General features: G+C 58.9%; 23 protein-coding genes. 2 read left to right on the forward strand and 21 right to left on the reverse strand.

Annotated features, from left to right (window positions below):
* Nucleotides 1–26: 26 nt before the first annotated feature.
* The 19 genes from ACESLM_RS17560 to ACESLM_RS17650 all read right to left on the reverse strand — a co-directional run bounded on the left by ACESLM_RS17560 (nt 27) and on the right by ACESLM_RS17650 (nt 19,699).
* Nucleotides 27–1,076 carry a LacI family DNA-binding transcriptional regulator gene (locus tag ACESLM_RS17560; RefSeq protein ID WP_372632873.1) on the reverse strand — a complete coding sequence of 350 codons (1,050 nt, stop codon included), beginning with the start codon at nt 1,074–1,076 and terminating at the stop codon, nt 27–29.
* Nucleotides 1,077–2,203: 1,127 nt separating this feature from the next.
* The gene (gene trmD, locus ACESLM_RS17565) at nt 2,204–2,974 is read right to left on the reverse strand and encodes a tRNA (guanosine(37)-N1)-methyltransferase TrmD (protein WP_372632874.1); all 771 of its coding nucleotides are present in this window, start codon (nt 2,972–2,974) and stop codon (nt 2,204–2,206) included.
* Nucleotide 2,975: 1 nt separating this feature from the next.
* Nucleotides 2,976–3,497, reverse strand: a complete 522-nt coding sequence (gene rimM / locus ACESLM_RS17570) for a ribosome maturation factor RimM (RefSeq protein WP_372632875.1) — start codon at nt 3,495–3,497, stop codon at nt 2,976–2,978.
* Between the two features lie 191 nt (nt 3,498–3,688).
* Nucleotides 3,689–3,922 carry a KH domain-containing protein gene (locus ACESLM_RS17575; protein ID WP_094050760.1) on the reverse strand — a complete coding sequence of 78 codons (234 nt, stop codon included), beginning with the start codon at nt 3,920–3,922 and terminating at the stop codon, nt 3,689–3,691.
* A gap of 121 nt (nt 3,923–4,043) precedes the next feature.
* Nucleotides 4,044–4,316, reverse strand: coding sequence for a 30S ribosomal protein S16 (gene rpsP, locus ACESLM_RS17580; RefSeq protein WP_094050759.1), 273 nt, complete (start codon nt 4,314–4,316; stop codon nt 4,044–4,046).
* Between the two features lie 48 nt (nt 4,317–4,364).
* Nucleotides 4,365–5,747 carry a signal recognition particle protein gene (ffh, locus tag ACESLM_RS17585; protein ID WP_372632876.1) on the reverse strand — a complete coding sequence of 461 codons (1,383 nt, stop codon included), beginning with the start codon at nt 5,745–5,747 and terminating at the stop codon, nt 4,365–4,367.
* Nucleotides 5,748–5,817: 70 nt separating this feature from the next.
* Nucleotides 5,818–6,168, reverse strand: a complete 351-nt coding sequence (gene ylxM / locus ACESLM_RS17590; RefSeq protein WP_372632877.1) for a YlxM family DNA-binding protein — start codon at nt 6,166–6,168, stop codon at nt 5,818–5,820.
* 831 nt (nt 6,169–6,999) lie between these two features.
* Nucleotides 7,000–8,007 carry a signal recognition particle-docking protein FtsY gene (ftsY, locus tag ACESLM_RS17595; protein WP_372632878.1) on the reverse strand — a complete coding sequence of 336 codons (1,008 nt, stop codon included), beginning with the start codon at nt 8,005–8,007 and terminating at the stop codon, nt 7,000–7,002.
* A 323-nt stretch (nt 8,008–8,330) separates the two neighbouring features.
* Nucleotides 8,331–11,900 (reverse strand): chromosome segregation protein SMC, encoded by a 3,570-nt coding sequence (gene smc / locus ACESLM_RS17600; protein ID WP_372632879.1) that lies wholly within the window; start codon nt 11,898–11,900, stop codon nt 8,331–8,333.
* A gap of 30 nt (nt 11,901–11,930) precedes the next feature.
* Nucleotides 11,931–12,632: a ribonuclease III gene (gene rnc, locus ACESLM_RS17605; RefSeq protein WP_372632880.1), complete on the reverse strand. Its 702-nt coding sequence runs from the start codon at nt 12,630–12,632 to the stop codon at nt 11,931–11,933.
* A 110-nt stretch (nt 12,633–12,742) separates the two neighbouring features.
* A complete protein-coding gene (gene fabF, locus ACESLM_RS17610; RefSeq protein WP_372632881.1) occupies nt 12,743–13,984 on the reverse strand; it encodes a beta-ketoacyl-ACP synthase II in 1,242 nt (413 codons plus the stop codon).
* Between the two features lie 103 nt (nt 13,985–14,087).
* Nucleotides 14,088–14,321, reverse strand: coding sequence for an acyl carrier protein (locus ACESLM_RS17615; protein WP_094050752.1), 234 nt, complete (start codon nt 14,319–14,321; stop codon nt 14,088–14,090).
* Nucleotides 14,322–14,452: 131 nt separating this feature from the next.
* Complete coding sequence (gene fabG, locus ACESLM_RS17620; RefSeq protein WP_372632888.1) at nt 14,453–15,199, reverse strand: 3-oxoacyl-[acyl-carrier-protein] reductase; 747 nt, start codon at nt 15,197–15,199, stop codon at nt 14,453–14,455.
* A gap of 45 nt (nt 15,200–15,244) precedes the next feature.
* A complete protein-coding gene (fabD, locus tag ACESLM_RS17625; RefSeq protein WP_372632882.1) occupies nt 15,245–16,171 on the reverse strand; it encodes an ACP S-malonyltransferase in 927 nt (308 codons plus the stop codon).
* 13 nt (nt 16,172–16,184) lie between these two features.
* Nucleotides 16,185–17,171, reverse strand: a complete 987-nt coding sequence (locus tag ACESLM_RS17630; RefSeq protein WP_372632883.1) for a beta-ketoacyl-ACP synthase III — start codon at nt 17,169–17,171, stop codon at nt 16,185–16,187.
* A gap of 9 nt (nt 17,172–17,180) precedes the next feature.
* Nucleotides 17,181–18,170: a phosphate acyltransferase PlsX gene (gene plsX, locus ACESLM_RS17635; RefSeq protein WP_372632884.1), complete on the reverse strand. Its 990-nt coding sequence runs from the start codon at nt 18,168–18,170 to the stop codon at nt 17,181–17,183.
* An 81-nt stretch (nt 18,171–18,251) separates the two neighbouring features.
* A complete protein-coding gene (gene fapR / locus ACESLM_RS17640) occupies nt 18,252–18,818 on the reverse strand; it encodes a transcription factor FapR (RefSeq protein WP_094050748.1) in 567 nt (188 codons plus the stop codon).
* Between the two features lie 201 nt (nt 18,819–19,019).
* Nucleotides 19,020–19,193, reverse strand: coding sequence for a 50S ribosomal protein L32 (rpmF, locus tag ACESLM_RS17645; RefSeq protein WP_094050747.1), 174 nt, complete (start codon nt 19,191–19,193; stop codon nt 19,020–19,022).
* Between the two features lie 50 nt (nt 19,194–19,243).
* On the reverse strand, nt 19,244–19,699 hold the full coding sequence (locus ACESLM_RS17650) for a YceD family protein (protein ID WP_372632885.1): 456 nt from the start codon (nt 19,697–19,699) through the stop codon (nt 19,244–19,246).
* A 366-nt stretch (nt 19,700–20,065) separates the two neighbouring features.
* Between ACESLM_RS17650 and ACESLM_RS17655 the strand changes: the two genes are divergently transcribed.
* Both ACESLM_RS17655 and ACESLM_RS17660 read left to right on the forward strand, forming a co-directional pair.
* Nucleotides 20,066–21,301, forward strand: coding sequence for a nucleotidyltransferase (locus tag ACESLM_RS17655; RefSeq protein WP_372632886.1), 1,236 nt, complete (start codon nt 20,066–20,068; stop codon nt 21,299–21,301).
* A gap of 315 nt (nt 21,302–21,616) precedes the next feature.
* Nucleotides 21,617–22,876, forward strand: coding sequence for a hypothetical protein (locus tag ACESLM_RS17660; RefSeq protein ID WP_372632887.1), 1,260 nt, complete (start codon nt 21,617–21,619; stop codon nt 22,874–22,876).
* Nucleotides 22,877–22,926: 50 nt separating this feature from the next.
* Here the strand turns inward: ACESLM_RS17660 and coaD are convergent, their stop codons facing one another.
* Nucleotides 22,927–23,460: a pantetheine-phosphate adenylyltransferase gene (gene coaD / locus ACESLM_RS17665; RefSeq protein ID WP_094050743.1), complete on the reverse strand. Its 534-nt coding sequence runs from the start codon at nt 23,458–23,460 to the stop codon at nt 22,927–22,929.
* Nucleotides 23,457–24,086, reverse strand: a complete 630-nt coding sequence (gene rsmD, locus ACESLM_RS17670; protein ID WP_372632889.1) for a 16S rRNA (guanine(966)-N(2))-methyltransferase RsmD — start codon at nt 24,084–24,086, stop codon at nt 23,457–23,459. The genes coaD and rsmD overlap by 4 nt, the downstream gene beginning before the upstream one ends.
* Nucleotides 24,087–24,480: the final 394 nt, after the last annotated feature.

Below are 24,480 nucleotides of genomic sequence, written 5' to 3' on the forward strand. Positions count from 1 at the left end.
CTGAAAAAAGGGCGTCGCCTCCTTGCTTAAAGGCGGCGAACGGAATTGCGCTCTACCAGCCTGGGCTGCAAAATCAGCTCTCCCGGTTGATTGACTTCGTTGTCCATCCATTCCATCAGCATGCGGCAGGCCATTCGACCCATCTCGTATTTCGGTTGCTCGATCGTCGTCAGCGCCGGAGACACGATGCCGGCGAAGTCGAGATTATCGAAGCCGATGACCGAGATGTCCTCGGGCGACCGTACGCCCTGGGTCATCAGCTCGTTCAGCACGCCGAACGCGGTCATGTCGTTGCAGGCGAAGATTGCAGTCGGCCAAGGCTTCTTGCGCAGCAGACGCTCCGCCAGCCGTTTGCCGTTCTCGAACTCGCCGATCGTCTGGGAGGCGAGCTCTCCGTCTTCCTGTTTGCCTCGGGAGACGATCAAGCGGTCTTCTCCGACGGGCAAGCCGTGCTCCTCCATCGTCTCCAGGAAGCCCTGGTAAATTTGCTTGCGGCTGGGCAGACTGAGCGGAGCGGTCAAGTAGGCGATATCGCGGTGTCCCTGGTCAATCAGGTAGCGCGTGCCGATTCTTCCCCCTTTGCGATAATCGAAGTTGATCTGGAAAGCTGCGAAGTCGTCGATCGTCTGGTCGATGGAGACGACTTTCAGACCGCTCTTCATGTAGCTCTTCAACTCCTCGTTGCCGTCGGAGACGGAAGAGAGGATCACGCCTTTAACCTGCTTCTCGAACAGCGTCGTCAGATGGCTCATCTCCAGCTCCGGGCTTTGCTGCGAGTTGCAGAGCAGCACGTGGTAGCCTTTCTCGCTGGCCACCTCCTCGATTCCCGAGACGACGGCGGAATAGAACGGATTGGTGATCGACGGAATAATGACGCCGATCGTCGACGTCTTGTTCGTCTTCAGCTGCCTTCCGATGCTGTTCGGATGGTAATTCATCTCCCGCGCCGTCTCCCGGATGCGCTTGGCCAGCTCGGCCCGCACGGGATACTTGCTGTTGCTCAGCACGCGGGACACCGTCGCGGCGGAAATGTTCATTCGCTTGGCGATGTCGTATATGGTGGTCGGCTTCTGCAAAGTTCACACTCCCGTTTTGATGATTAGCCCGATTATAACCCGGTTTTTTTCGTTTAGCAATCGATTTCTTTATCTATTGCTGGAACAATCGATTTTTCTGTAAGTATCAATAAGCAATCGATTGCTTTATTGTGTATTTTCAATAGGATCACAGGCAGCCTCTCGTCTCCTTTCTCCATTTCACGCTATCCCCTTCCGTCAGTCTGTCGCTTCCTCCCCGTCCGCTTTCCACTTCTTTGTCGCTTTCCACTTCTTTGTCGCTATCCCCTTCCGTCAGTTCTCCTCAGTACCGCATCTCCCTTTCGCGCCTTTTACCCATATCCCTTTCCATCAGTTCGTTCTATCATTCTTTGCGTCTTTTGTCGCTATCCCCTTCCGTCAGTTCTGCCCAGCATCATACCTCCTCTTCACGCCTTTTGCCGCTATCCCTTTGAATCAGTTGAAAGTCACGTCCGTTGATCGCAGATTCATCATTCTTCCACAGTCGCCTATCCTGAACTCACGAAGTCTGGAGGCCGTTCCCGATCCGACAGACTGACTCCGGCCTCATGTCTCAAACTGAATCATTGGGATACCCAGCAAGCTGCTGAATACTAATTCACAGCCGTGAGGATGATCAACTGCATGAGACGGGAAAGCCAGCTTATCGCTAAACGCGACAACCAGATTTCTGAGCTGCCGGGATACCGACAAATGGAGGACATGTCATGGCCGATCTCGCAGGAGTCGTACGATCAACCTGATTGGACGGGATACCGGTAAAAGAGCGAAAAAGGCGCTGCGTACGTATTCGAGAATGTGGCGCAGACAAGCTGAGTGGATGGGATAGTGGCAAAAGAGGCAGAGAACGATAAAACCCGCCGCCGGATCTTTACTACATCCTCATTTCACATTGGGTATTCCAAGCCAAAACGGTCTTTGTCGCCCTCTAGACGCAAAATCGATTTTTTGTAGGAGGCGACTCCGTATAGCGGATTTTGTACTTTCTGAACTGCTCAAAAAGCGGCAAAGACGGTTCCGGGATGCGGTTCCCTGTGCCGTCTTTGCCGCTTTTTCGTTATGCCTCATCCTCGTCCGTCTCTCTCGTCCGCGACCGCCTCGGACCGCTGCGACTAAGAGCTCTGCCTTCAGTCGCCGGATGGAGACGCCGCAGCTTCCCTGGTTTGCCTGAGCCACGTCCGCTCCTTCTCCGTCAGCTCCGCCTGTTCCAGCAGCTCGGGGCGGCGGACCAGCGTGCGCTCCAGCGACTGCTGCCTCCGCCACTTCTCGATCTCGGCATGATGGCCGGACAGCAGGGCGTCCGGCACCTTCCAGCCTCTGAACTCCGCCGGCCGCGTATAATGCGGATATTCCAGCAGACCGTCGCTGAACGAATCGGTGACGGCCGACTGCTCGTTGCCGAGCACGCCCGGCAGCAGCCGGACGACGGCGTCGGTGACGACCATCGCGGGCAGCTCCCCGCCGGTCAGCACGTAATCCCCGACCGACAGCTCGTCCGTCACCAGATGCTCGCGAATGCGCTCGTCGTAACCTTCGTAATGGCCGCATATGAAGATCAGATGCGACTCCTCGGACAACTCTCGAGCGATTTCCTGAGTGAACGGCCGGCCCTGCGGACACATCAAAATAATGCGCGGCTTCCTCGCTTCTTCCCCGTCTTCCGCTTGCCGCTCCAGCACATGCTCGACCGCGCCGAAGATCGGCTCGGCCTTGAGCACCATGCCTCCTCCGCCCCCGTACGGGGTATCGTCGACCGTATTGTGCTTATTGTTGGCAAAATCGCGAAAATTAAGCGTGTTCAGCGACACGATTCCTTTGTCCTGCGCCTTGCCCAGAATGCTCGAGCCGAATACGCCCGCGAACATTTCCGGGAACAGCGTTAGTACGTCTATCCGCATGCTAGAGCAGCCCTTCCATCAGGTGGACTTTGATTTTGCGAGCGGCGACGTCGACGTCGAGCACAACGTCGTCGATGACCGGCAGCAGCAGCTCCTTGCCCTTGGGCATTTTCACGACCCAGATGTCATTCGCCCCCGGAGACAACGTATCCGTAACCGTGCCGAGCAACTCGCCTTCCTCCGTAAACACCTCGCAGCCGACGATATCGCGGACGTAATATTCGCCTTCTTCGAGAGGCACGCGATCTTCCTCGGGCACCTTCAGTTCCCAGCCCTTGTATTTCTCGACGTCGTTGATGTTGTCGAATCCTTTGATTTTCACGACGTACATCTTCTTCTGCTCGCGCGCCGAGACGATCTCGACCGTAATCGGGTTGCCGGCTTCCGGCGGAATCAACAGCAGCCGGTTGCCCGCCTTGAACCGCACCTCCGGAAAGTCCGTCTGCGGCCAAACCTTCAGTTCTCCCTTGATTCCGTGCGTGTTGACGATTTTCCCTACGTTAAGCAAACGCCCTTCCGACATGCAACTAACTCCTTCCATTCTGCGCCAATCCTCTGATCTTATCATATCCCATCGGCTGCCGCGATCGCAAACGGCGCTTGCGCATCTCGCGAACCTCCGCCCGAGCGCTTCCCTTGCACGTATGCTGGACCTTCCCCCACGCTATGCAAAAGGCCGCACCATGCTGACGCACGGTACGGCCTCCTAGCCTATTATTCCGAGACAATATCCACGATGACGCGCTTCCGCTCCTTCACGGCGGCGGAAGAGACTACTGTACGCAGCGCCTTGGCGATGCGTCCCTGCTTGCCGATAACTTTGCCGACATCGTCGGGGTGCACGGAAAGCTCGTACACCAGGCCTCTCGCGTCTTCCCTGACCTGAATCTGCACGTCTTCCGGGTGATCCACAAGCGCCCGGGCGATAACCCGAATCAATTGTTCCATGGCTCAGCCCTCCGGTTAGAGACTGCATTGAAATCAAGTATCGCTCATTTCGCCGCAGCTCCTTGGAGACTGCATCGAAATCAAGTATCGTTAATTTCACCGCAGCTCCTTAGTGACAGGATTACTTCTGGAGCTTGGATTCGTGGAACTTCTTCAAAACGCCGGCTTTGCTGAGCAGGTTGCGAACGGTATCGGAAGCTTGCGCGCCGTTTTGCAGCCATTTCAACGCTTTTTCCTCGTCGATCTGTACTTGAGCCGGTTGAGCTACCGGATTGTACACGCCGATTTCTTCAATAAAACGACCATCGCGCGGGGAACGGGAATCCGATACGACTACGCGATAGAACGGTGCTTTGTGAGCGCCGATCCGTTTCAAACGAATGCGAACTGCCATGTGACTTTCACCTCCTTGACAAGAGTAGGAATGGAGAATCCTGTTCGCTTAGAACGGGAACTTCATGTTTTTGCCTTTGCCTCCGAACATGCCCTTGAGCGCCTTCATGCCGCCCTTCGGACCTTTCGGACCCATCATGCCGGAAAACTGCTTCATCATCTTCTTCATGTCCTCGAACTGCCTGAGCAGCCGGTTGACGTCGGCCAGCGTCGTGCCGCTTCCCGCGGCGATCCGCTTGCGCCGGCTGTAATTGATGATGTCCGGTTTCTGCTTCTCCGCCTTCGTCATCGACTTGGCGATCGCTTCCGTGCGGGCGATCTGCTTCTCGTCGATCTTGAAATTCGGATTGTTCTTGACCTTGCTCATGCCCGGAAGCATGTCGAGCAGTTGATCGAGCGGCCCGAGCTTGCGGACCTGCTCCATCTGCTCGAGGAAATCGTCGAAGGTGAACTCGGCGGTGCGCATCTTGCGCTCCATCTCGGCCGCCTTCTCCGCGTCCATGTTCGTCTGCGCCTTCTCGATCAGAGACAGCATGTCGCCCATGCCGAGAATCCGCGAAGCCATCCGGTCCGGATGGAACGCTTCGAGCTGGTCGATCTTCTCGCCCGTGGAGGCGAATTTGATCGGACAGCCGGTCACCGCTTTGACCGATAGCGCCGCGCCGCCGCGCGTGTCGCCGTCGAGCTTCGTCAAAACGACGCCGGTCAGCGCGAGCTGCTCGTGGAAGCTCTTGGCCACGTTGACCGCTTCCTGCCCCGTCATCGCGTCGACGACGAGCAACACTTCGTCGGGCTTCACTGCGGAGTGGATGTCCTTGATCTCCTGCATCAGCTCTTCGTCGATCTGGAGACGACCCGCCGTATCGATCAGGACGTAATCGTTACCCTTCTCTTTCGCCAGCTGCACGCCTTGCTTCGCGATCTCGACGGGACTGATCTTGTCTCCGAGAGAGAACACCGGAGCGCCGATCTGGCCGCCGAGCACTTCGAGCTGCTTGATCGCCGCCGGACGGTAAATGTCGCCCGCGACGAGCAGCGGCTTATGGTTCTGGGACTGCAGCAGCTTCGCGAGCTTGCCCGTCAGCGTCGTCTTACCCGCGCCCTGGAGGCCGGCCATCAGGATGACCGTCGGAGGCTTGTTCGCCTTCGCCAGCTTCTCCTGCGTGCCGCCCATCAGCTCGGTCAATTCCTTGTTGACGATGTCGATGATCACCATCGCGGGCGTAAAGCTCTTCTGCACTTCCTGCCCGGTCGCGCGCTCCTTCACCTTGGCGATGAAGTCTTTGACGACCTTGAAGTTAACGTCCGCCTCCAGCAAGGCGAGGCGCACCTCGCGCATCGCTTCGTTGACGTCGTCCTCCGAGACTTTGCCGCGGCCTTTCAGTTTCCCGAATACGTTCTGCAGCCGGGTTGTCAATCCTTCGAATGCCATCTTCCCATCCCTCCTTCGGAACGGTTATTGTTCATCTTCTGTCCGACGGTCGCCTTCGCGGCGAACTCCGTCACTCCGCGCTTCTCAGCAAAGCCGCAGTGCGAGAGAGTGTCTGGCGCCATTCCGCGGGCAATCCGGCGATCTGCTCTTCCAGCAGGTCGATTCCGGCGATCAGGCGGCTGTGTCTTGCGGCCAGCCCGAGCTTCGCTTCGTACTCCTCCAGCACCTGCCCGGCGCGCTTCAAGTGCTCGTACACCGCCTGCCGGCTGATCCGGAAGTCCGCGGCGATCTCGCCCAGTGTATAGTCATCGTGAAAATAACATTTCAGAAACGTCTGCTGCTTGTCAGTTAACAAAGGTCCGTAAAAATCAAACAACACATTGATTCGGTTCGTCTTCTCGAGCGCGTTCTCCCCGTTCACAATGGCTGCTCCCCCTCATTCCCATGCGACGCGATGCGAATTCCGACGTATGTTTCGTCCCGCATCTCCGCGCTTGCGGTGTCAAGGAAAAACACTTTACAACCTAATCACATTGCCTATCATACCGAAAACAAAATAGGATGTCAAGGTGAATACCTTAACAGGACATTACATTAACAATCTTTTTGCAAAGTACATGGCTAAATTTCGCAGCTGTAGGGTAGAGATGCGGAGAGAGTACGATATGTACGGCTCGGCATAGCGTGTGCGATGGCGGGCGGTACAGGGATGAGCAACATTATGCTCTTCGGTGCGGTACAGGGGTGAGCAACATTATGCTCTTCGGTGGCGGTACAGGGGTGTGAGACTTCACTTCTAGTTCACGAGGTAATCCCATGCCCGCATTTGGAAATAAAGCGGATTTCCTACTTTATTTTCGGGTGCCGGTCGGATTCTGTGCGTTTAAAGCGGATTTCCCGCTTTATTCTGGAGAAAATCAGCTTTTCCTAAATTTAAAGCGGGGAATCCACTCTGTTTTCTTTAAAATGGTCGGCTTGCCAAAAATAAGGTGGATTTTCTGCTCTAGCCCAAGTCGTCCATCTACCCCCTCCTCGTTAACCCCCTCTTTTCTTGCTTTTTTGGGAGACGTCTACCTCTCTGCCTTTGTCCCATCCGGATTCTCCAAACAACGGACTTTTTGAACATTCTCTCTAACAGAGAAAAGGAGCTTGCACCCCTTTAGGGATACTCGCTCCTTAACTTCATCAGCCAACTTCCTGCAACTGTGAATTCGGCTCTTGTTCGCGTCTATGATCCTACTCCATGCTTCAGCTACCGCGAATCGTTGTCCTCTTCTGTCTCCTCGGTACCGGCCATGCCCGCGAACAGGGCGTGGACGAATTGGTCGGCGTCGAATTCCTGCAGGTCGTCCATCTTCTCGCCGAGGCCGACGAACTTGACCGGCAGCTCCAGCTCGTTGCGGATCGCGATGACGATGCCGCCCTTGGCCGTGCCGTCCAGCTTCGTCAGCACGAGTCCGGTCACGCCGCTCTTCTCGCCGAACAGCTTCGCCTGCTGCAGCGCGTTCTGCCCGGTCGTACCGTCCAGCACGAGCAGCGTCTCATGCGGAGCGCTCGGAATTTCCCGCTGAATGACGCGGTGAATCTTCGCCAGCTCCTCCATCAGATTATGCTTGTTCTGCAGACGGCCGGCCGTGTCGCAGATCAGCACGTCGACATTGCGCCGCTTCGCTTCCTGTACCGCGTCGAACATGACCGCCGCCGGATCCGCGCCCGAGCCCTGCTTGACGACGTCCACTCCGACGCGTCCGCCCCACACTTCGAGCTGCTCGATCGCACCCGCGCGGAACGTGTCGCCCGCGGCGAGCAGCACGCTTTTGCCCTGCTGCTTGTAGCGCCAGGCGAGCTTGCCGATCGTCGTTGTCTTCCCGACTCCGTTGACGCCGACGAACAAAATAACCGTAATGCCGTTCGGATTCTCCTTCAGCCCGACTTCGTCGCCGGAGCCTCTCAGCATCTCGACGAGCTTCTCGGACAATATCGGCTGCAGCTCGGACGGCTCTTCGATCTTGCGCTTCTTCACCTCGTCGCGCAGCTCGTCGATCAACGCCATGACCGTGTTTACGCCGACGTCGGCTCCGATCAGAATTTCTTCGAGCTCTTCGAAAAACTCCTCATCAATCTTTTTCCGACGGCTGAACAGCTCGCCAACCTTGCCCACGAGCGCGTCCCGCGTCTTCGCCAGACCGTCGCGGAATTTGCTTGTTACCGCCTCCGTCCTGGACGCGATCGTTTCCTTTAATCTTTTGAAAAAACCCATTATCGTTCCTCCAACCCTGTCGCGTTTGCGCCGATGAGCACGGCGTTTGCAGCTAACGGTCCCGCTCGCCGTTGTTCCTCCGAACCGCCCGGTCCAACCTCAGCTAACGGCCTGCCAGACCGTTACTTCGCCAACAATCCCGCTCTAACCCCTGTTAACGGTCTGACAGACCGGTTATTCCGCCGAACGTCCGGCTCTAGCCTCAGCTTACGGTCTGGCAGACCGCTAATTACCATCACGGACTCTTTTACCTGCGATAGCGGTCCGCTAGACCGTTAAGCTTGCAGCCCCAGACTTACGTAACGAATGCCCCATCGCCGGCCCTAAGCCGTCGCGATCATATCGTCCGTTTCTTCCAGGCGAACCGATACGAGCTTCGATACGCCGCCTTCCTCCATCGTCACCCCGTACAGCACGTCGGCTTCCTCCATCGTGCCTTTGCGGTGCGTAACGACGATAAACTGCGTCGAATCCGAAAACTCGCGCATGTACTGCGCGTAACGAGCCACGTTCGCCTCGTCCAATGCCGCTTCGACCTCGTCCAGCACGCAGAACGGCACAGGCTTGACGTGCAGAATCGCGAACAACAGCGCGATCGCGGTCAGCGCCCGCTCTCCCCCCGACAGAAGCTGCAGGTTCGTCAACTTCTTGCCCGGAGGCTGCGCGACGATGTCGATGCCCGTGTCGAGCGGCTTGTCCGGCTCGGCCATGATCAGATCCGCGCGGCCGCCGCCGAACATGCGCGAGAAGACGACGACGAAATGCTTGCGAATCTCCTCGAACGTCGTGCGGAACCGCTTGGACATCTCCTCGTCCATCTCGCGGATAATGCCGTGCAGCTTGGTCTTCGCCTCGATCAGGTCGTTCTCCTGAGCCGCCAGGAAGTCGTAGCGCTCCGATACGCGTTTGAACTCCTCGATGGCGCCGAGATTCACGTCCCCAAGCGACGAAATTTTGCGCTTCATGTCGCGGACCTCGTTCTGGGTGCCGACGACGTCTTCCGGAATCGGATAGCGCTCCTTCGCCAGCTCGAAGCCGATCTCGTACTCCTCCGTCAGCTTCCGAAGCAGGTTGTCCAGCTCCACGTCCATCCGGTTGACGGCAATCTCAGCCTGCCTCAAGCTCTCGTCGACGTTTCGCAGCTTCGCGCGCTGGTCCTTCGTCTCGCCTTCCTTGCGCTCCAGCTCCCGCTGCTTCTCAGCGCGATCGGCCCGCTTGAACTCGAGGTTCTCGGTCAGCTGCTTCTTGCGGATGCGCAGATCGTTAAGCTTCTCCCGCTGCTCGACCGACTCCTGCAGCGTTCGCTCCGCCTCTGCTTCGTTATGCTCAAGAGACTCTCTGAACTGCTTGATCTCGCCCGTCAGGCGGCCCAAGTCCGACTTGTGGCGGCCTAGCTGCTCGTCCAGCGAAGCGCGATCCTGCTCCATCCGCGCGATCGCGACCTTGAGTTCGGTCAGCGCGGCCTGCAGCTCTTCCTTCGCGGACGCGCTCTTGCGGCGCAGTTCCTCCGCTTCTCGTATCCGCTCCTGAATGCGCTGCTCTTCGCCCGTCAGCTCGGCCAACCGCTTCTCGGCCTCTTCCTTGCTCGCGGCCAGCGCTCCCGCCTCCGCGGCGAAAGCCGCTTTCTCGCCGTCCGTCGCGGCACGCTGCTCTTCCAGCAGCCGCTCCTCCTGCTCGAACTGGGCGCTTTCTGCGGATACCTGCTGCTCCCGCAGACGCTCCTGCTCTCCCTGACCGCGGAGCTGCTCGATGTTTTGCGCAACCTGGGCCAATTCCTTCTTCAGGTCGTCGACCGAAGCCCGCGCGTTCTCGCGAGCTTTCTCCGCCTCCGCGATCTCGCGCTCCAGCTCCTCGAGCTGCCGCTGGCGTCCGAGCAGATTGGCCGACTTCTTCTGCAAACTCCCCCCCGTCATCGAACCGCCCGCGTTAACGACGTCACCGTCGCGAGTCACGACTCGGTAACGGTACTGCAACCTGGAAGCAATGCGGTTCGCCTGCTCCAGCGTCTCGGAGATGAGCACGTTGCCGAGCAAGCTGCCGACGATCGCTCCGTACTTCGGCTCGAAGCCGACCAGCTCGGCCGCGACGCCGATAAAGCCTTCCGCCTGCTCCACCGTACGCCGGTCGCCGTCGGAAATCGACCGCGCCCGGATCACGTCGAGTGGCAAGAACGTCGCCCGGCCGGACTGACGCTGCTTCAAGTGGGCGATCGCCGCCCGCGAGCTCTTCTCGTCCTCCATGACGATATGCTGGAGCGCCGCGCCAAGCGCGGTTTCGATCGCCGTCTCCAGATGGCCGGGCACGCTGACGAGCTCCGCGACGGCGCCGTGCACGCCGTGCAGCGAACCGCGCTTGGACGCTTTCAGCACTTCGCGGACGCCGTGCTGGAAGCCGTCATAGTCGTTTTGCAGCTCCTTGATCGTATCGCGCCGCGAGACGAGCGCTTCTCTGCGCTGCTCGTGCCGCCGCACCGACACCTGGGCCTCCTCCAGCTTGCGTTGAACTTCCGAAGACCTGGCTCCCTCGGCCACGTAGCGGTCGCGAACTTCATGCAGCGTGCGGGTTACTTCGGCGAGCTTCTGCTCCAGCCGCTCCCGCTTCGCGCCGAGCGCTTCGAACTGCTCGCGCCACTTCGCTTCCTCTTCCGCGATCCGCGACATCCGCCGCTCCAGCACCTCGCGCTGGCCTTCCCCGTAGCGAATGTCGTTGCGCGACTGCGCCATCGCGTTCAGCGTATCGAACAGCTCGGCCTTCAGCCGCTCCTCGACTTCGGTGCTGCCGTCGGCCAGCGCCAGCCGGTCCTCTTCCTCCGCCAGCTTCGCCAGCGACGTTGCAAGCTCGGCGTCCAGCGCGCCGCGCTTCGCCTGCAGCTTCTGAGCTTCCTCCGTCGACAAGGCGAAGCGCTCCTCCGCGGATGCCAGCGATTGCCGCAACCCGTCGCGGGTGCGCTCCAGATGACCGCGGCGCTCGTTCAGCAGCTCGACGAAGCCTTCGGTTTTCTCCGTCTCTTCGCTGCAGCGCAGAAGCTCGTCCTGCAGCTTCTCGAGCAGTTCCTCGAGCTGCGCGAGCGTCAGCCGCTCCTCTTCCAGCAGCGCGTCGTGCTTGCTCACGAAGGTCGACAAGCCCGTCTGCTCCTCGCGAAGGGCGCTCAGCCGCTCGCTCGTCTGCGTCCACGATGCGTGAACGCCTTCGATCTGGTGAACGTACAGCGCGATTTCTTTGCTTTTCAATTCTTCCTTAAGCGTCTTGTACATTTCGGCTTTGGCCGCCTGATCTCTTAGCGGCTCGATCTGGCCGTTCAACTCGCTGACGAGATCGTGGATCCGCAGCAGGTTGTTCTCGGTATCCTCCAGCTTCTTCTGGGCTTCCTTCTTCCGGCTCTTGTATTTCACGATGCCCGAAGCTTCCTCGAAAATCCCCCGGCGGTCTTCCGAACGCGTACTCAAAATCTCTTCGATTCGGCCTTGTCCGATGATCGAATAAGCTTCCCGGCCGATCCCGGTATCCATGAACAGCTCGGTTATATCCTTCAGCCGGCAAGGCTGCTTGTTGATCAGGTATTCGCTCTCCCCGTTGCGGTGGACGCGGCGGGTGACCGTGACTTCGCTGAAATCAAGCGGCAGCGCCTTGTCCATGTTGTCCAAGGTAAGCGACACTTCGCCGAAATTGACTGCCTTGCGGGAGTCGCTTCCCGCGAAAATAATATCCTGCATGTTGCCGCCGCGCAGCGACTTGGCGCTCTGTTCCCCGAGCACCCAGCGGATGCCGTCGGAGATATTGCTCTTGCCGCTGCCGTTCGGCCCGACGACGGCGGTAATGCCGCGAACGAATTCGAGTTCGGTGCGGTCCGCGAACGACTTAAACCCAGTCAGCTCGATTCTTTTCAAAAACATAAGGACGGTTTCTCCTCTCGAGTCGGTAGGTCATCTTGAATCCTGTTTCGCAAACGACGCCAACGCTTGGGAAGCGGCTTGCTGCTCCGCTTCCTTCTTCGAACGTCCGATCCCTTTGCCCAGCTGCCGATCGCCTACCCCGACAACGGCGATAAATTCCTTATCGTGGGCGGGTCCTTTCTCCTCGACGATGCGATAGTCGAGAGCGCCCATGGACAACTGCTGGATTTTCTCCTGAAGCTCCGTTTTGTAGTCCTTCATCGGCGCCTGGCCGTTCCGGGGCAGCTTCGCGAACATGTGCCGCTCCAGGAACGCCCGCACGGCTTCCAGCCCTTGATCCAAATACAGCGCTCCCAGGAACGCTTCGAAAGCGTCCGCCAGCAGCGACGGTCGGGTGCGTCCTCCCGTCTGCTCCTCCCCTTTGCCCAGCAGCACGACCTGCCCGAATTCGAGCGCCTCGGCAAAACGGACAAGCGACGGCTCGCAGACGATGCTCGCCCGCAGACGGGTCAATTCCCCCTCCGGAGAATCCGGATAGAGCCGGTATAAATATTCGGACACGGTAAGCTGCAGCACGGCGTCTCCCAGAAACTCCAGCCTCTCGTTGTCCGGAATGCGCACGCCCCGCTGCTCGTTTACGTACGAAGTATGCGTAAACGCCTGCTTCAACAGCGCGGGATTGCGGAAGGTCAAATCGATGCGCTGCTGCAATCGTTGAAATCCGTCCTTCATGAACCGTCACCTCGATCGCGCCTCATACACAACCGACGCAGACGGCTAATGCCGCCTGCGTCGACGTTCACGCGCACTTTTTGAACTTGCTTATCTTCAAATGGATTACATTAATCTTCGAACTTGCGCATGATGATCGTGGCATTGTGTCCGCCGAAGCCGAAGGAGTTGGACAGCGCCACTTGAACGTCCGCATTGCGCGGCTTGTTCGGCACATAATCCAGATCGCATTCCGGATCCGGCTGGTCAAGGTTAATCGTCGGAGCAATAACGCCGTTCTTCAGCGTCAACCCGAGAATAACCGCTTCCACGCCGCCCGCCGCGCCGAGCAGATGTCCGGTCATCGACTTCGTCGAGCTGACGGCCAACTTGTAAGCATGGTCGCCGAACGTCTTCTTGATCGCCGTCGTCTCGGACTTGTCGCCCGCTCCCGTCGACGTGCCGTGCGCATTAATGTATTGAATCGACTCGGGATCGATCCCCGCGTCCTTGATCGCTTTCTTCATGCAGCGAGCCGCTCCGTCCGGATCTGGATCCGTCATATGATAAGCGTCGCCGCTCATGCCGTACCCGATCACCTCGGCATAGATCCGGGCCCCTCTGGCTTTGGCATGTTCGAGCGATTCCAGAATGAGCACGCCCGAGCCTTCCCCCATGACAAACCCGTCGCGGTCGACGTCGAACGGACGGCTCGCCTTCTCGGGCTCGTCGTTGCGGGTGCTCATCGCCCTCATCGCGCAGAAACCGGCCATGCCGATCGGACGGATCGTCGCTTCCGCGCCTCCGCAGATCATGACGTCGGCGTCGCCGCGCTGAATCGTCTTAAAGCTGTCGCCGATCGAGTGCGTCCCGGTAGCGCAAGCGGATACGGCCGCGGTGTTCGGTCCTTTCGCGCCCGTGATCATCGAGATTTGGCCGCTGGCCATGTTCGCGATCATCATCGGGATAAAGAACGGGCTCACCCGCCGCGGACCTTTCTCCATCAACGTCGTATGCTGCTCTTCCCAAGTGCCTAGGCCGCCGATTCCGGAGCCGACGATGACGCCAACCCGCTCGGGGTCGGCATTTTCACCGATCGCCAGTCCCGCGTCTTCGATCGCGAGCTTGCTCGCGGCCACGCCGAACTGCACGAACCGGTCCATCTTCCGGGCTTCTTTCTTATCGATATTATATAGGCTAGGATCGAAACCCTTAATTTCTGCCGCAATCTTGGTTGTATATTCCGTCGTATCGAAAGCTTCGATCTGACTGACTCCTGATTTGCCGTCGAGCAAGTTGCTCCAGAACGTAGGCAAGTCGGTGCCGAGGGACGTGACGACCCCCATTCCTGTAACAACGACGCGCTGTGTCAAAACCTATTCACCTCTTCAGGCTATATCATCCGTCGCGCGCTCGGCGCGAATCGGCGTTTAGAATATGCAGAAGTCCCGTCGCAATAACGGGACCCGTCGATCATTACGCATGAGATTGTATGTATTTAACGACTTCTCCCACCGTTGTGATCTTCTCTGCATCCTCGTCGGAAATCTCCAAATCGAATTCGTCTTCGAGCTCCATAACGAGTTCTACAACATCCAGAGAGTCAGCGCCCAAGTCGTCTTTGAAAGATGCTTCGGGTGTTACCTCTGCCTCTTCTACACCCAGGCGTTCGATAACGATGCGTTTTACGCGATCCAGTACATCGGACATCCGGTTCACCTCCCTTAACGTATTATACGTGAATCATGGACAAAAAGCCATAGAGGCCTTGCATGAGTCCGGTCGGCCCCGGAGACGCCGCTCTTGCCGCGAGGCAAACGACGCCGCTTCGGCCGGCGGTATTACATGTACATGCCGCCGTCGACGTGAACCGTCTGGCCAGTCATGTAGGATGCCGCGTCCGACGCCAAGTAGACGACGATGGAAGCGATATCTTCGGGACGGCCCATCCGGCCCATCGGAATCTCCCCGAGCAGCTTGTCGCGGTATTCCGCGGGAAGCTTGTCGGTCATATCCGATTCGATAAAGCCGGGAGCGACCGCATTGACGGTGATGCCCCTGGAAGCAAGCTCCCTGGCCGCGGACTTCGTCAAGCCGATGACGCCGGCCTTGGCCGCGACGTAGTTGGCTTGTCCCGCGTTGCCGAGCACGCCGACCACGGACGAGATGTTGATGATGCGGCCGAAGCGCTGCTTCATCATCGGACGGGTCACCGCTTTGATGCCGTTGAACACGCCCTTCAGGTTCGTCTCGATGACTTCGTCGAACTCGGCTTCCTTCATTCGCATAATTAGATTATCACGAGTAATGCCGGCATTATTCACGAGAATGTCCAGCTTGCCGAAAGCTTCGAGCGAAGCTGCCACCAGCTCGTCGAACTCCGCCGCCTTGCCGACGTTCGCCTTGACCATGATCGCCTTGCGTCCGAGCGCTTCGATCGCTTTGACCGTCTCGGCCGCCGCCGCCTCGCTGCCGGAATAATTCACCGCCACGTCGGCCCCGGCTTCCGCCAGAGCGATCGCGATCGCCCGGCCGATTCCCCGCGACGCGCCCGTCACCAGGGCGCTCTTGCCTTGCAAATCCCACATCGCCATTGCCTGTTCACCTCTCTGCCATTGTCGCCGGATCGGCGCTTATTCCGCGACGGCGCTTGCGGCCGCCGCGCTGTTCACCGATACGATCCGCACGGACTTGTCGATCTTCTTGATCAGGCCGGCCAGCACTGTTCCGGAGCCGATCTCCACGAACGTGTCGACGCCTTCCCCGATCAGGTACGCGATCGTGTCCTCCCATTGTACGGGCGACACGACTTGCTTGACAAGCAGCTCGCGAAGCTCCGCCCCGGAGGCAACCGGTCTGGCGTGCACGTTCGCGACGACCGGCACCGACGCGTCGCGGAATTCCGCCTGCGCCAGCGCTTCCGCCAGCTTGTCCGCAGCGGGCTGCATCAAGGAAGAATGGAACGGACCGCTCACTTCCAGCGCAATGACCCGCTTGGCTCCAGCCTCCTTGCCCCTCTCCACGACTGCCGCGACGCCGGCCGCCGAGCCGGATACGACAATCTGGCCCGGGCAGTTGACGTTCGCCAATTCCACGACCGTTCCCGCTGCCGTAATCTCCGAGCAGAGCGCTTGCAGCGCCGCCCGTTCCGCCCCGAGGACGGCCGCCATCGCGCCCTGACCCTCGGGTACCGCTTGCTCCATAAACTGTCCGCGAGCGCGAACCAGCTTAACCGCGTCCGCGAATTCGAGCACTCCCGCGGCTACGAGAGCGCTGTACTCGCCAAGGGAATGACCGGCCACGTAATCCGGCTTCACTCCTTGCTCCTTGTACACTTCCAGCAAAGCGACGCTGGTGGCGAGCAGCGCGGGCTGCGTGTTCGCCGTCTGGCGCAGCTCTTCCTCCGGCCCCTCGAAGCTCAGCTTCGATATCGAATAGCCGAGCGCCTCGTCCGCCTTGTCGTAGATCGCCTTCGCGGCGGCGCTGCTCTCATAGGCGTCCTTCCCCATGCCGACCGCTTGCGCGCCTTGGCCGGGAAACACGAATGCGATTTTACCCAACTCGATTCCTCCTCTACCAGTTCAGCACGGCCGCTCCCCAAGTCAAACCGCCGCCGAAGCCGACCAGCACGAGCGTGTCGCCTTCCTTGACGCGGCCTTCCTCGACCGCCTCCGCCAGCGCGAGAGGGATTGAAGCCGCCGACACGTTGCCGTACCGGTCCAGATTGATCATCGCCTTGTCTTCGGATAAGTCCAATCTTTCCAATGCCGATTGAATAATGCGAATGTTGGCTTGGTGCGGAATGAGCAAGTCGATGTCCGCTTTCCCATAGCCTGCCGCGGCAAGCGCCTCTTCGGCCGCGCTGCCCATCACCCGGACGGCGAACTTGAACACGTCGCGCCCGTTCATCTCGATGAAATGACTCCGGTCCGCAAGCGTCTCGCCGCTGGACGGGCACCGCGATCCGCCGCCGCGAATGCGAAGCAGTTCTCCGCCGGCGCCGTCCGCCCCCAGCTTAAACGACTTGAAGCCCCGATCCCCGGACACCGGCCCGAGCACGACTGCGCCCGCTCCGTCTCCGAACAGGATGCACGTATTGCGGTCTTCGTAATCCGTAATGCGGGACAAGCATTCCGCCCCGACGACGAGCACGTGCTTGTACATCCCCGTAGAAATAAATCCGGTCGCGTTCGCCAGACCGTAAATAAAGCCCGAGCAAGCCGCCGACAGGTCGAACGCCGCAGCCTTCTTGGCTCCGAGCTTCTCCTGGAGCAAGCAGGCCGTCGACGGGAAAAACATGTCCGGCGTAATCGTCGCCACGATAATCAGGTCGAGTTCCTCAGCCGTAATACCGGCTGCGCTCAGCGCCTGCAAGGACGCTTCGTAAGCAAGATCCGACGTCGCCTGCTCTGGAGCGGCGATACGGCGCTCCCGGATGCCGGTGCGCGTCACGATCCATTCGTCGTTCGTCTCGACCGTCCGTTCCAGCTCAGCATTCGTTAACCGGCGCTCGGGAACGTATTTGCCCGTCCCGAGAATGCCTACGGATACTCCATTCATTGCACTCTCTCACTTTCCGCTGAATTCGTCCGCCAAAGACGCGATCAATCGGTTGCTTATCGCCGTGCGCGTCTGGCGGATCGCCGTTTTCATTGCGCTCGCGTTGGATGACCCATGTCCTTTGACGACCAGTCCGTTAATGCCGAGCAGAGGCGCGCCGTTGTATTCGTTGTAGTCCATCCGGGTGCGGATTCGACGGAAGCTCGGCTTAAGCGCCGCGGCGGCCAGCTTCGTCTTGAAGGAAGCGGTCAGTTCCTCGCGGAGCAGCTTAAAAATGGACTGCGCCGCTCCTTCGATCGCCTTCAGCAAAATATTGCCCGAAAATCCGTCGCATATAATGACGTCGCACACGCCTTCGAGCACGTCGCGAGCTTCGACGTTGCCGACGAAGTGAATCGGGGCGTTCTCCAGCAGGGCGTAAGCCGCTTTCGTCACTTCGTTGCCTTTGGCCGCTTCGGTACCGACGTTAAGCAATCCGACGCGCGGCTTATCGATGCCGTGAACCTTGCTGCGATACAGGCTGCCCATAAGCGCGTACTGGAGCAGATGCTCCGGCTTCGCGTCCATGTTCGCGCCCATGTCGAGCGCAAGCAGTCCTTTGTTGTCGAGCGTCGGGAAAATCGCGGCCAAGCCCGGACGTTCGATGCCCTGCATCCTTCCGACGACGAGCAGGCCGGTAGCCATCAAAGCGCCGGTATTGCCGCATGAGATCATCGCATCCGCGCGGCCTTCCTTGACCATCCGTCCCGCCACGACCATCGACGAATCCGTTTTGCGGCGCACCGCTCTAACCGGCTCGTCGTCGCTCCCGATAACCTCGGCGGCGGGTTCTATAGACACGTTGTCCGGAAGGGCGCCGCCGAGATGAGGGCGAATCGCATCCGGATCGCCGACCAGCACAAGATGGATATCCGGCCATTCGGCAGCGGCGGCCAGGGCGCTCTCGACCTGGGCCTGCGGCGCATGGTCGCCCCCCATCGCATCTATGGCAATCCGCATGATGTACAACTCCTTTACGATGTCGCTGTCAGAGGTTGTTCAAAAAGTCCGATTCTTGAACCTCTATTTGAACACGCCTACCTATTCGCCGGCGGATCTGTAAATAATAAAGTTCCCTTGGAACACCATTTCGTCGCCGACATATGTAAACACTTCGACTTTAGCTTTCCCTTTTTGCCCGCCGCTCGATCGGACGAACGCTTTGGCGATGCATTTCTCACCGAGCCGCGCGGGCCGGATGAACCGAATGTCCGCCGAAGCCGTCAGCGCGATCTCGTCGTTGATGACCGCCACCGCGAGCGAGTTGGCTTGCGCGAAGACGTGATGTCCCCGGGCGATGCCGGAACGGGAAAAGACGTGCTCCTCCGAGATCTCGAACAGCGAGATGCCGCTCTTGTCGAGCTGCAGGTCGAGAATATCGCCGATAACTTCGTGCAAAGGCAAAGAACGAACGGAATCGTAAGACCGTTCCGCCATCAGCTTTAATCGTTCCCTCAGCTCGGGAATGGCCAGCTCCAACCGATCCAGACGGATCGTTTGAATGCTCACTTTAAGCAGGCGGGTCAACTCCCGGTCAGTTAGAAAAGGGTTCTCTTCCAACAGCTTGCTGAGCTGTTGATGGCGCTGTCTTTTAGGAAGCCGCTCCACGCCTCTCCACTCCCTTCTGCGCTCGATCCTGTTCGCTCGATCCACGCCGTTTGTCGATAACTTATTGAACTCTCATTCTAATACCTGGTGCCAATACGAGTATAAAGAAAAACGCGCCGGCATGCAACGACCGCAAGTTACGCTAAGCCGATCGTTGCCGACCGAAGCGCTTGCCCGTCGTGATTCCAGACGCGTTCAAGCTTATTGCTTGATAATTTCACGGGACTTGTACGTACCGCACACTTTACATACGCGGTGCGACACTTTCAATTCTCCACATTGATCGCATTTCACCATACCGGGAACGACCAGTTTAAAGTGGGTCCGGCGTTTGTGTTTGCGGGCTTTCGATGTTTTCGCGAAAGGGACTGCCATGCTGCCACCTCCTTATCAGTCGGAACAAGCTTCGGCGGCTTGCGCCGGGCCTATTCTTTCTGAGATTTAAACCAATCCTGAAGCGCAGCCATACGGGGATCGATCTTCTCCGTATTGCAACCGCACGATTGTTCGTTCAGGTTTGTCCCGCACTCGGGGCACAGCCCTTTGCAGTCTTCGCTGCACAGGGGCGCGTAGGGCAATTGGACGACGAACTCCTCCATGACGTAAGGAGCCAGGTCGATCCGCTCTTCCGTTACCGGTACGGCTTCTTCGACGTCTTCGCTTGTTTCTTCTTTCTCTTCCGCAACCATGCGAAACTGCTCCTCGAAAGGAACCTCGATCTTCTCCTCGACCGGCTCCAAACAGCGCGAACATTGCATGCGCACGTCGCAGCTCATCCGGCCCTTGACGATAATCAGATCGTCGGCGGCGTTCGCCGTCAGTTCGTATTCCAGCGGAGAGAGCGGGTTGTACTCCGGATGATTCCGGAACAATTCCGCCATGATCAGAGTTCCTCTTAGGCTTACCGGTTGCTGCCGGGATGCCAGCTCTTGCACTTTAAGCAACAATTGAATCACTCCAAACAAACAAAATTTATTATATCGAGATTCCTATTCACTTGTCAACAATTTCTGCGACTTTACCTGGACTGTCGAACACCTTGCCCGATCCGGATTCGCCGCATGCACTCGATCCGTCCGTTATTCCGCTCCCCGAACTCGACCATCCGCCTTTTACGATCGCGTGCCGATATTTCACCCGCCTCCGCTTCTCTTTGGCGCTTGCTCATGCTATATTGTGGAAAATACGCTTGAAGGCGCGTTCGAAGGTCCGATTCCGGCACCGAACGACCTTGTAAGGAGACGGTCATGTCCACGGTCGGCGTCATCGTAGAATACAACCCGTTGCACAACGGTCATCTCTATCATTTACAGCAATCGAAGAAAATAACGCGCGCGGAAAACGTCGTCGCCGTCATGAGCGGCAACTTCCTGCAGCGGGGCGAACCGGCCTTGGCGGACAAATGGGCCCGGACGGAGATGGCTCTTCGCTCCGGCTGCGACCTCGTGCTGGAATTGCCCGTCGCCTACAGCTCGCAGCCGGCTCAATGGTTCGCCTACGGGGCCGTCTCCGTTCTGGATGCGTCGGGCGTCGTGGACTCCCTGTGCTTCGGCAGCGAGAGCGGAGAACTGGAGTCCCTTCTGGAGCTGGCCTCCCTGCTGACGGAAGAGCCAGAAGCGTTCACCCCTTTGCTTGCGGAGAGGCTTAAAGCCGGGCAGCCCTATCCGTCCGCGTTCACCTCCGCGGCCGAAGCTTATTTGCGCGAGCGAGGCATGGCCGAGCACGCCTATTCGCTCTCCCAGCCTAATCATACGCTGGGACTGCATTATTTGATCGCGCTGCGCAAGCTCGGCAGCACCATCAAGCCCTTCACGCTGCGCCGTGAGAAGTCCGGCTACGGGCAAACCGACATCACCGACGCCAAGATCGCCAGCGCGACCGCGCTGCGCAAGCTGCTGCTTGGCCAATCCGGCTCCCTGGATCAGTTGGCGGCGTATGTGCCCGCTTCTACTCTGGATATTTTGCGCCGCGAGACGGTAGCCGGACGCGCACCGATCCATTGGGAAAGTTTTTCCAGGCCGCTGTTCCACGAACTGCATCGCCAAACCGCGGCCGGACTGGCCGAGTTCGCCGAAGTGAGCGAAGGGCTGGAGCACCGCATTCGCGGCATTATGACCGAGCTGCCCGAATATTCCGTTGCCGCCCTGCTGCAGTCTCTAAAGACGAAACGCTACACCCACACGAAGCTGCAGCGAACGCTGCTGCGCGTCCTGCTCGGCCACCGCAAGGAGCTGCTGACCTCAGAGCGGCTTGCTGCCGGCGTCGACTACGTGCGGGTGCTGGGCTTTACCGAGCGCGGCCAGCGCCTTCTTCGCGACATGCGCCGGAATGCGAAGGTTCCGGTCGTCTCCTCCGCCGCCAAACACAACTCTCCATACTTGGCGATGGAAGCGCAAGCGACCGGAGTATACTCCCTCGCCTTCCGCGACGCCAAACCAAGCGACGCCTTGCGCGACTTCACCCTTTCTCCCCTTCGGTTGTAGGACAAGGAGGTCTAACCCGTCCCCCCGAGACGTACACATTAAGAGGTAGTTCAAAAAGTCCGATTTTGATCACGGAGTCTAGACATGGAGCGGATTCGACGTCGAATCTTGAATTCAGCCGGCTCTTCCGGTACTCATGTAGGTTCTCCTACACTCCGTTCCTCAGTTCCTAGCTTCATCCATCCTTCTTGGTGCTGAAAACCGGACTTTTTGAACCTCATCTCAACAGTAGTTCAAAAAGTCCGATTTTGATCACGAAGCGAACTTTATTGAACGTACATGCGATGATCTCTGCACGCTCGGGAGGCGATAACTGTGGCCAAGGCCATTCCATCGAATAGCAAACGCGCGATTTTCCTCTCCCTGCTGCTGGGCGCCGCCTCCATGTTCGTCGTGGCCGGAATCGTCCACTCCCCCGGAGAAGCTTTCCGCGCGTCTTTATCCGGGCTGCAGATCTGGTGGCAGAACGTCTTTCCCGGCCTGCTCCCTCCGCTTATGCTCGCCGAGCTGCTCGCGGCCTCGGGCTTGCTGCACGGCTTGGCAGCGCTGGCCGAGCCCCTCACCCGCGGCCTGTTCCGGCTGCCGGGAGCGGCGGGCTGGGCGATCTCCTTCGGCTGGTCCGCCGGCATCCCCGCGGGAGCGAAGGAAACCGCCCGACTGCGGGACAACGGCATGATCCGGGACGAGGACGTCGACACCGTGCTGCTCGTCTCCCACGTCCCCAACCCGTTCCTTATCGTGCTCGTCGTCGGCTTCGGCTTTTTACATTCTCCCGCACTCGGTTGGGCGATCGCGCTCGGGCTGTGGCTCTCGGCGATCCTGTCGGGCATCGTCTGGTCTCGCATCGCCAAACCGCGCGGCCCGCGAGTGCCGGCTCTCCCGATGACGCTGTCTCGGGCGCTCCTGATTCGCGCCGTCCGCGCGGCGGCCGACGCCCGTAAGGAAGACGGACGCCCCCTCGGCAAGCTGCTCGCCGACTCCGTGACGGGCGCCGTCGGCACGCTCATGACAATCGGCGGCCTGATGATGATGAGCGCGGTCGTCGTTCGCCTGCTTCAGCTGTTTGTTCCCGGCAACGATCTCTGGCTCCAGTTTCCCGGCCTGTACGAACTTCATCTCGGCGCGTACGAGAGCAGCCAATCCGCCTTGTTCGCCTCCGATCCGGCGCAAGCCTGCGCCCTGCTGGCCGCCGCCCTCGCCTGGACCGGCTGGAGCGGCCTGCTTCAAGCCAGAGCGGCCTTCGGACTGAACAAGCCTTTTCCTTGGCTGAGGATCATCTCTTCCCGCCTGCTTCATTCCGCCGCCGCTTTGCTGATCGTGTATCCGCTGGCGAAGCTCTTCCTGGCCGAACCGGTCAAAATGCGGCTTGCCGATCGCTGGCCCATTCCATCCGCCAACCCCGAAGCTTGGTCGGCTTCCTCGGGCGTCCTGCCAAGCGGCTGGAGCCATCTCTCCGAGAACGTGACGGTGGCGCTCGCGAGCTTCGGCGTCTTCCTCCTTCTGGCGCTGATCGCCGCGCTTATCCGGCCGAAAGCGCCATCCGGAAAGGATAAGCCGGGCAAGCCCGGAACCTAGAAAGGAGCTTCCCCTTGTCGGGGACAGCTCCTTTTTCCGTTCCGAGCCGATCACTTGGCTGACGCTCCGTCCGGCGTGTCGTATTTCCCCTTCAACTCCGTCTCCACGACGGGCGGCACAAGATCGTGCACGGGACCGTGGAACTTGGCGATTTCTTTGACGATGCTCGAGCTGAGATAAGAATACTTCGGATTGGTCATCATGAACACCGTCTCGATGCTCTCGTCGAGCTGACGGTTCGTCGAGGCCATCTGCAGCTCGTATTCGAAATCCGTCACCGAGCGAATGCCGCGGATAATAACCTTCGCATGGCGCGACCGCATATAGCGGACGAGCAAATCGCGGAAACTGTCAATTTCCACGTTGGGCATATCCTTCGTCACTTCCGCCAGCAGCGTCTTCCTCTCTTGCACGCTGAACAGCGGCGTCTTCGTCGTATTGTTAAGCACGGCCACGATCAGCCGGTCGAACTGCTTGGCCGCTCTGCGGATAATGTCCAGATGGCCGAGAGTGACGGGATCGAAGCTTCCGGGGTATACGGCGATGCGATACTCGTTTTCCGTTCCGGTTTGCTGTCGGGTCATCGTTCGTTCGCCTCCTCCGTTTCCATAGTTGTTCCGGCCGATGCCTCTTGGTTGGATTCATAACGGTAGATGGATACGGCAATATCGCCGTACTTGGCGTATCTCGTGCGCTCGAAACCTCCGAAAGCTTCGGGATAGCTTACGTCCGGATGATGCTCGACGACCGCGATCGCCGATTCCGCCGCCAGTCCCCTCTCGGCTATTTCCGTCAAAAGCGCGTCGCAATCCTTCATCATGTAAGGAGGATCCAAAAAGATCAGATCGAACGGCCGGCCCGATTTCTCCAGCACTTTCAACGCTCTTCTCGCGTCGTTGCGGTACACGGACGCCTTGCCAGCCAGCTTGGTCGATTCCAGATTGCGGCGGACGACCTCTACGCTCTGCGGGCTGGAGTCGATGAATACCGCGCTTTCCGCCCCGCGGCTAAGCGCTTCGATGCCGAGCCCCCCCGTTCCGGCGAAAAGGTCGAGCACTCGTTCCCCGTCGTCGAAATACGGTCCGATCATGCTGAACAAGGCTTCTTTGACTTTATCCGTCGTCGGACGAGTTGCGCTTCCCGGCACCGCCTTCAGCGGGTGCCCTTTGGCTTGTCCAGAAATGACGCGCAATTGCTTCAACCCCTGCAGTCGTACGAAATGTGATAGTTAACGGTGTAATGTTACCACAAACTCCCTCGCTGCAAAAGCTCCAAACTCCGCGAATCGTTGCCGTAGCAGGAACGCTAATTTTTTTCCGCGGCTACGTATAATTTCCTCTTCACGGGCCACAATGATATTACCGGCGCCGAGAGGCGTCGGGGACAACCGCGGAGAAGACTTACGTTTCCCCATAAGCTCTTCGTCCGGTTTCTCCTCTCCCATGAAGGCCCTCGTCGCGAGACGGGGGTCGACTTTTTGTTTATAAAACCTTATACGTCACGGTTTACGATCTCAATGGCGACATTGTTTCGATTACAAACATCGCATTGTCCACTACGCGTCCAATCAATGCCACCATTGTATAAAGAACATATCCGCGCGT

Source organism: Cohnella sp. (assembly GCF_041641335.1).
In the GTDB taxonomy this organism is placed as follows: Bacteria; Bacillota; Bacilli; order Paenibacillales; family Paenibacillaceae; genus Cohnella.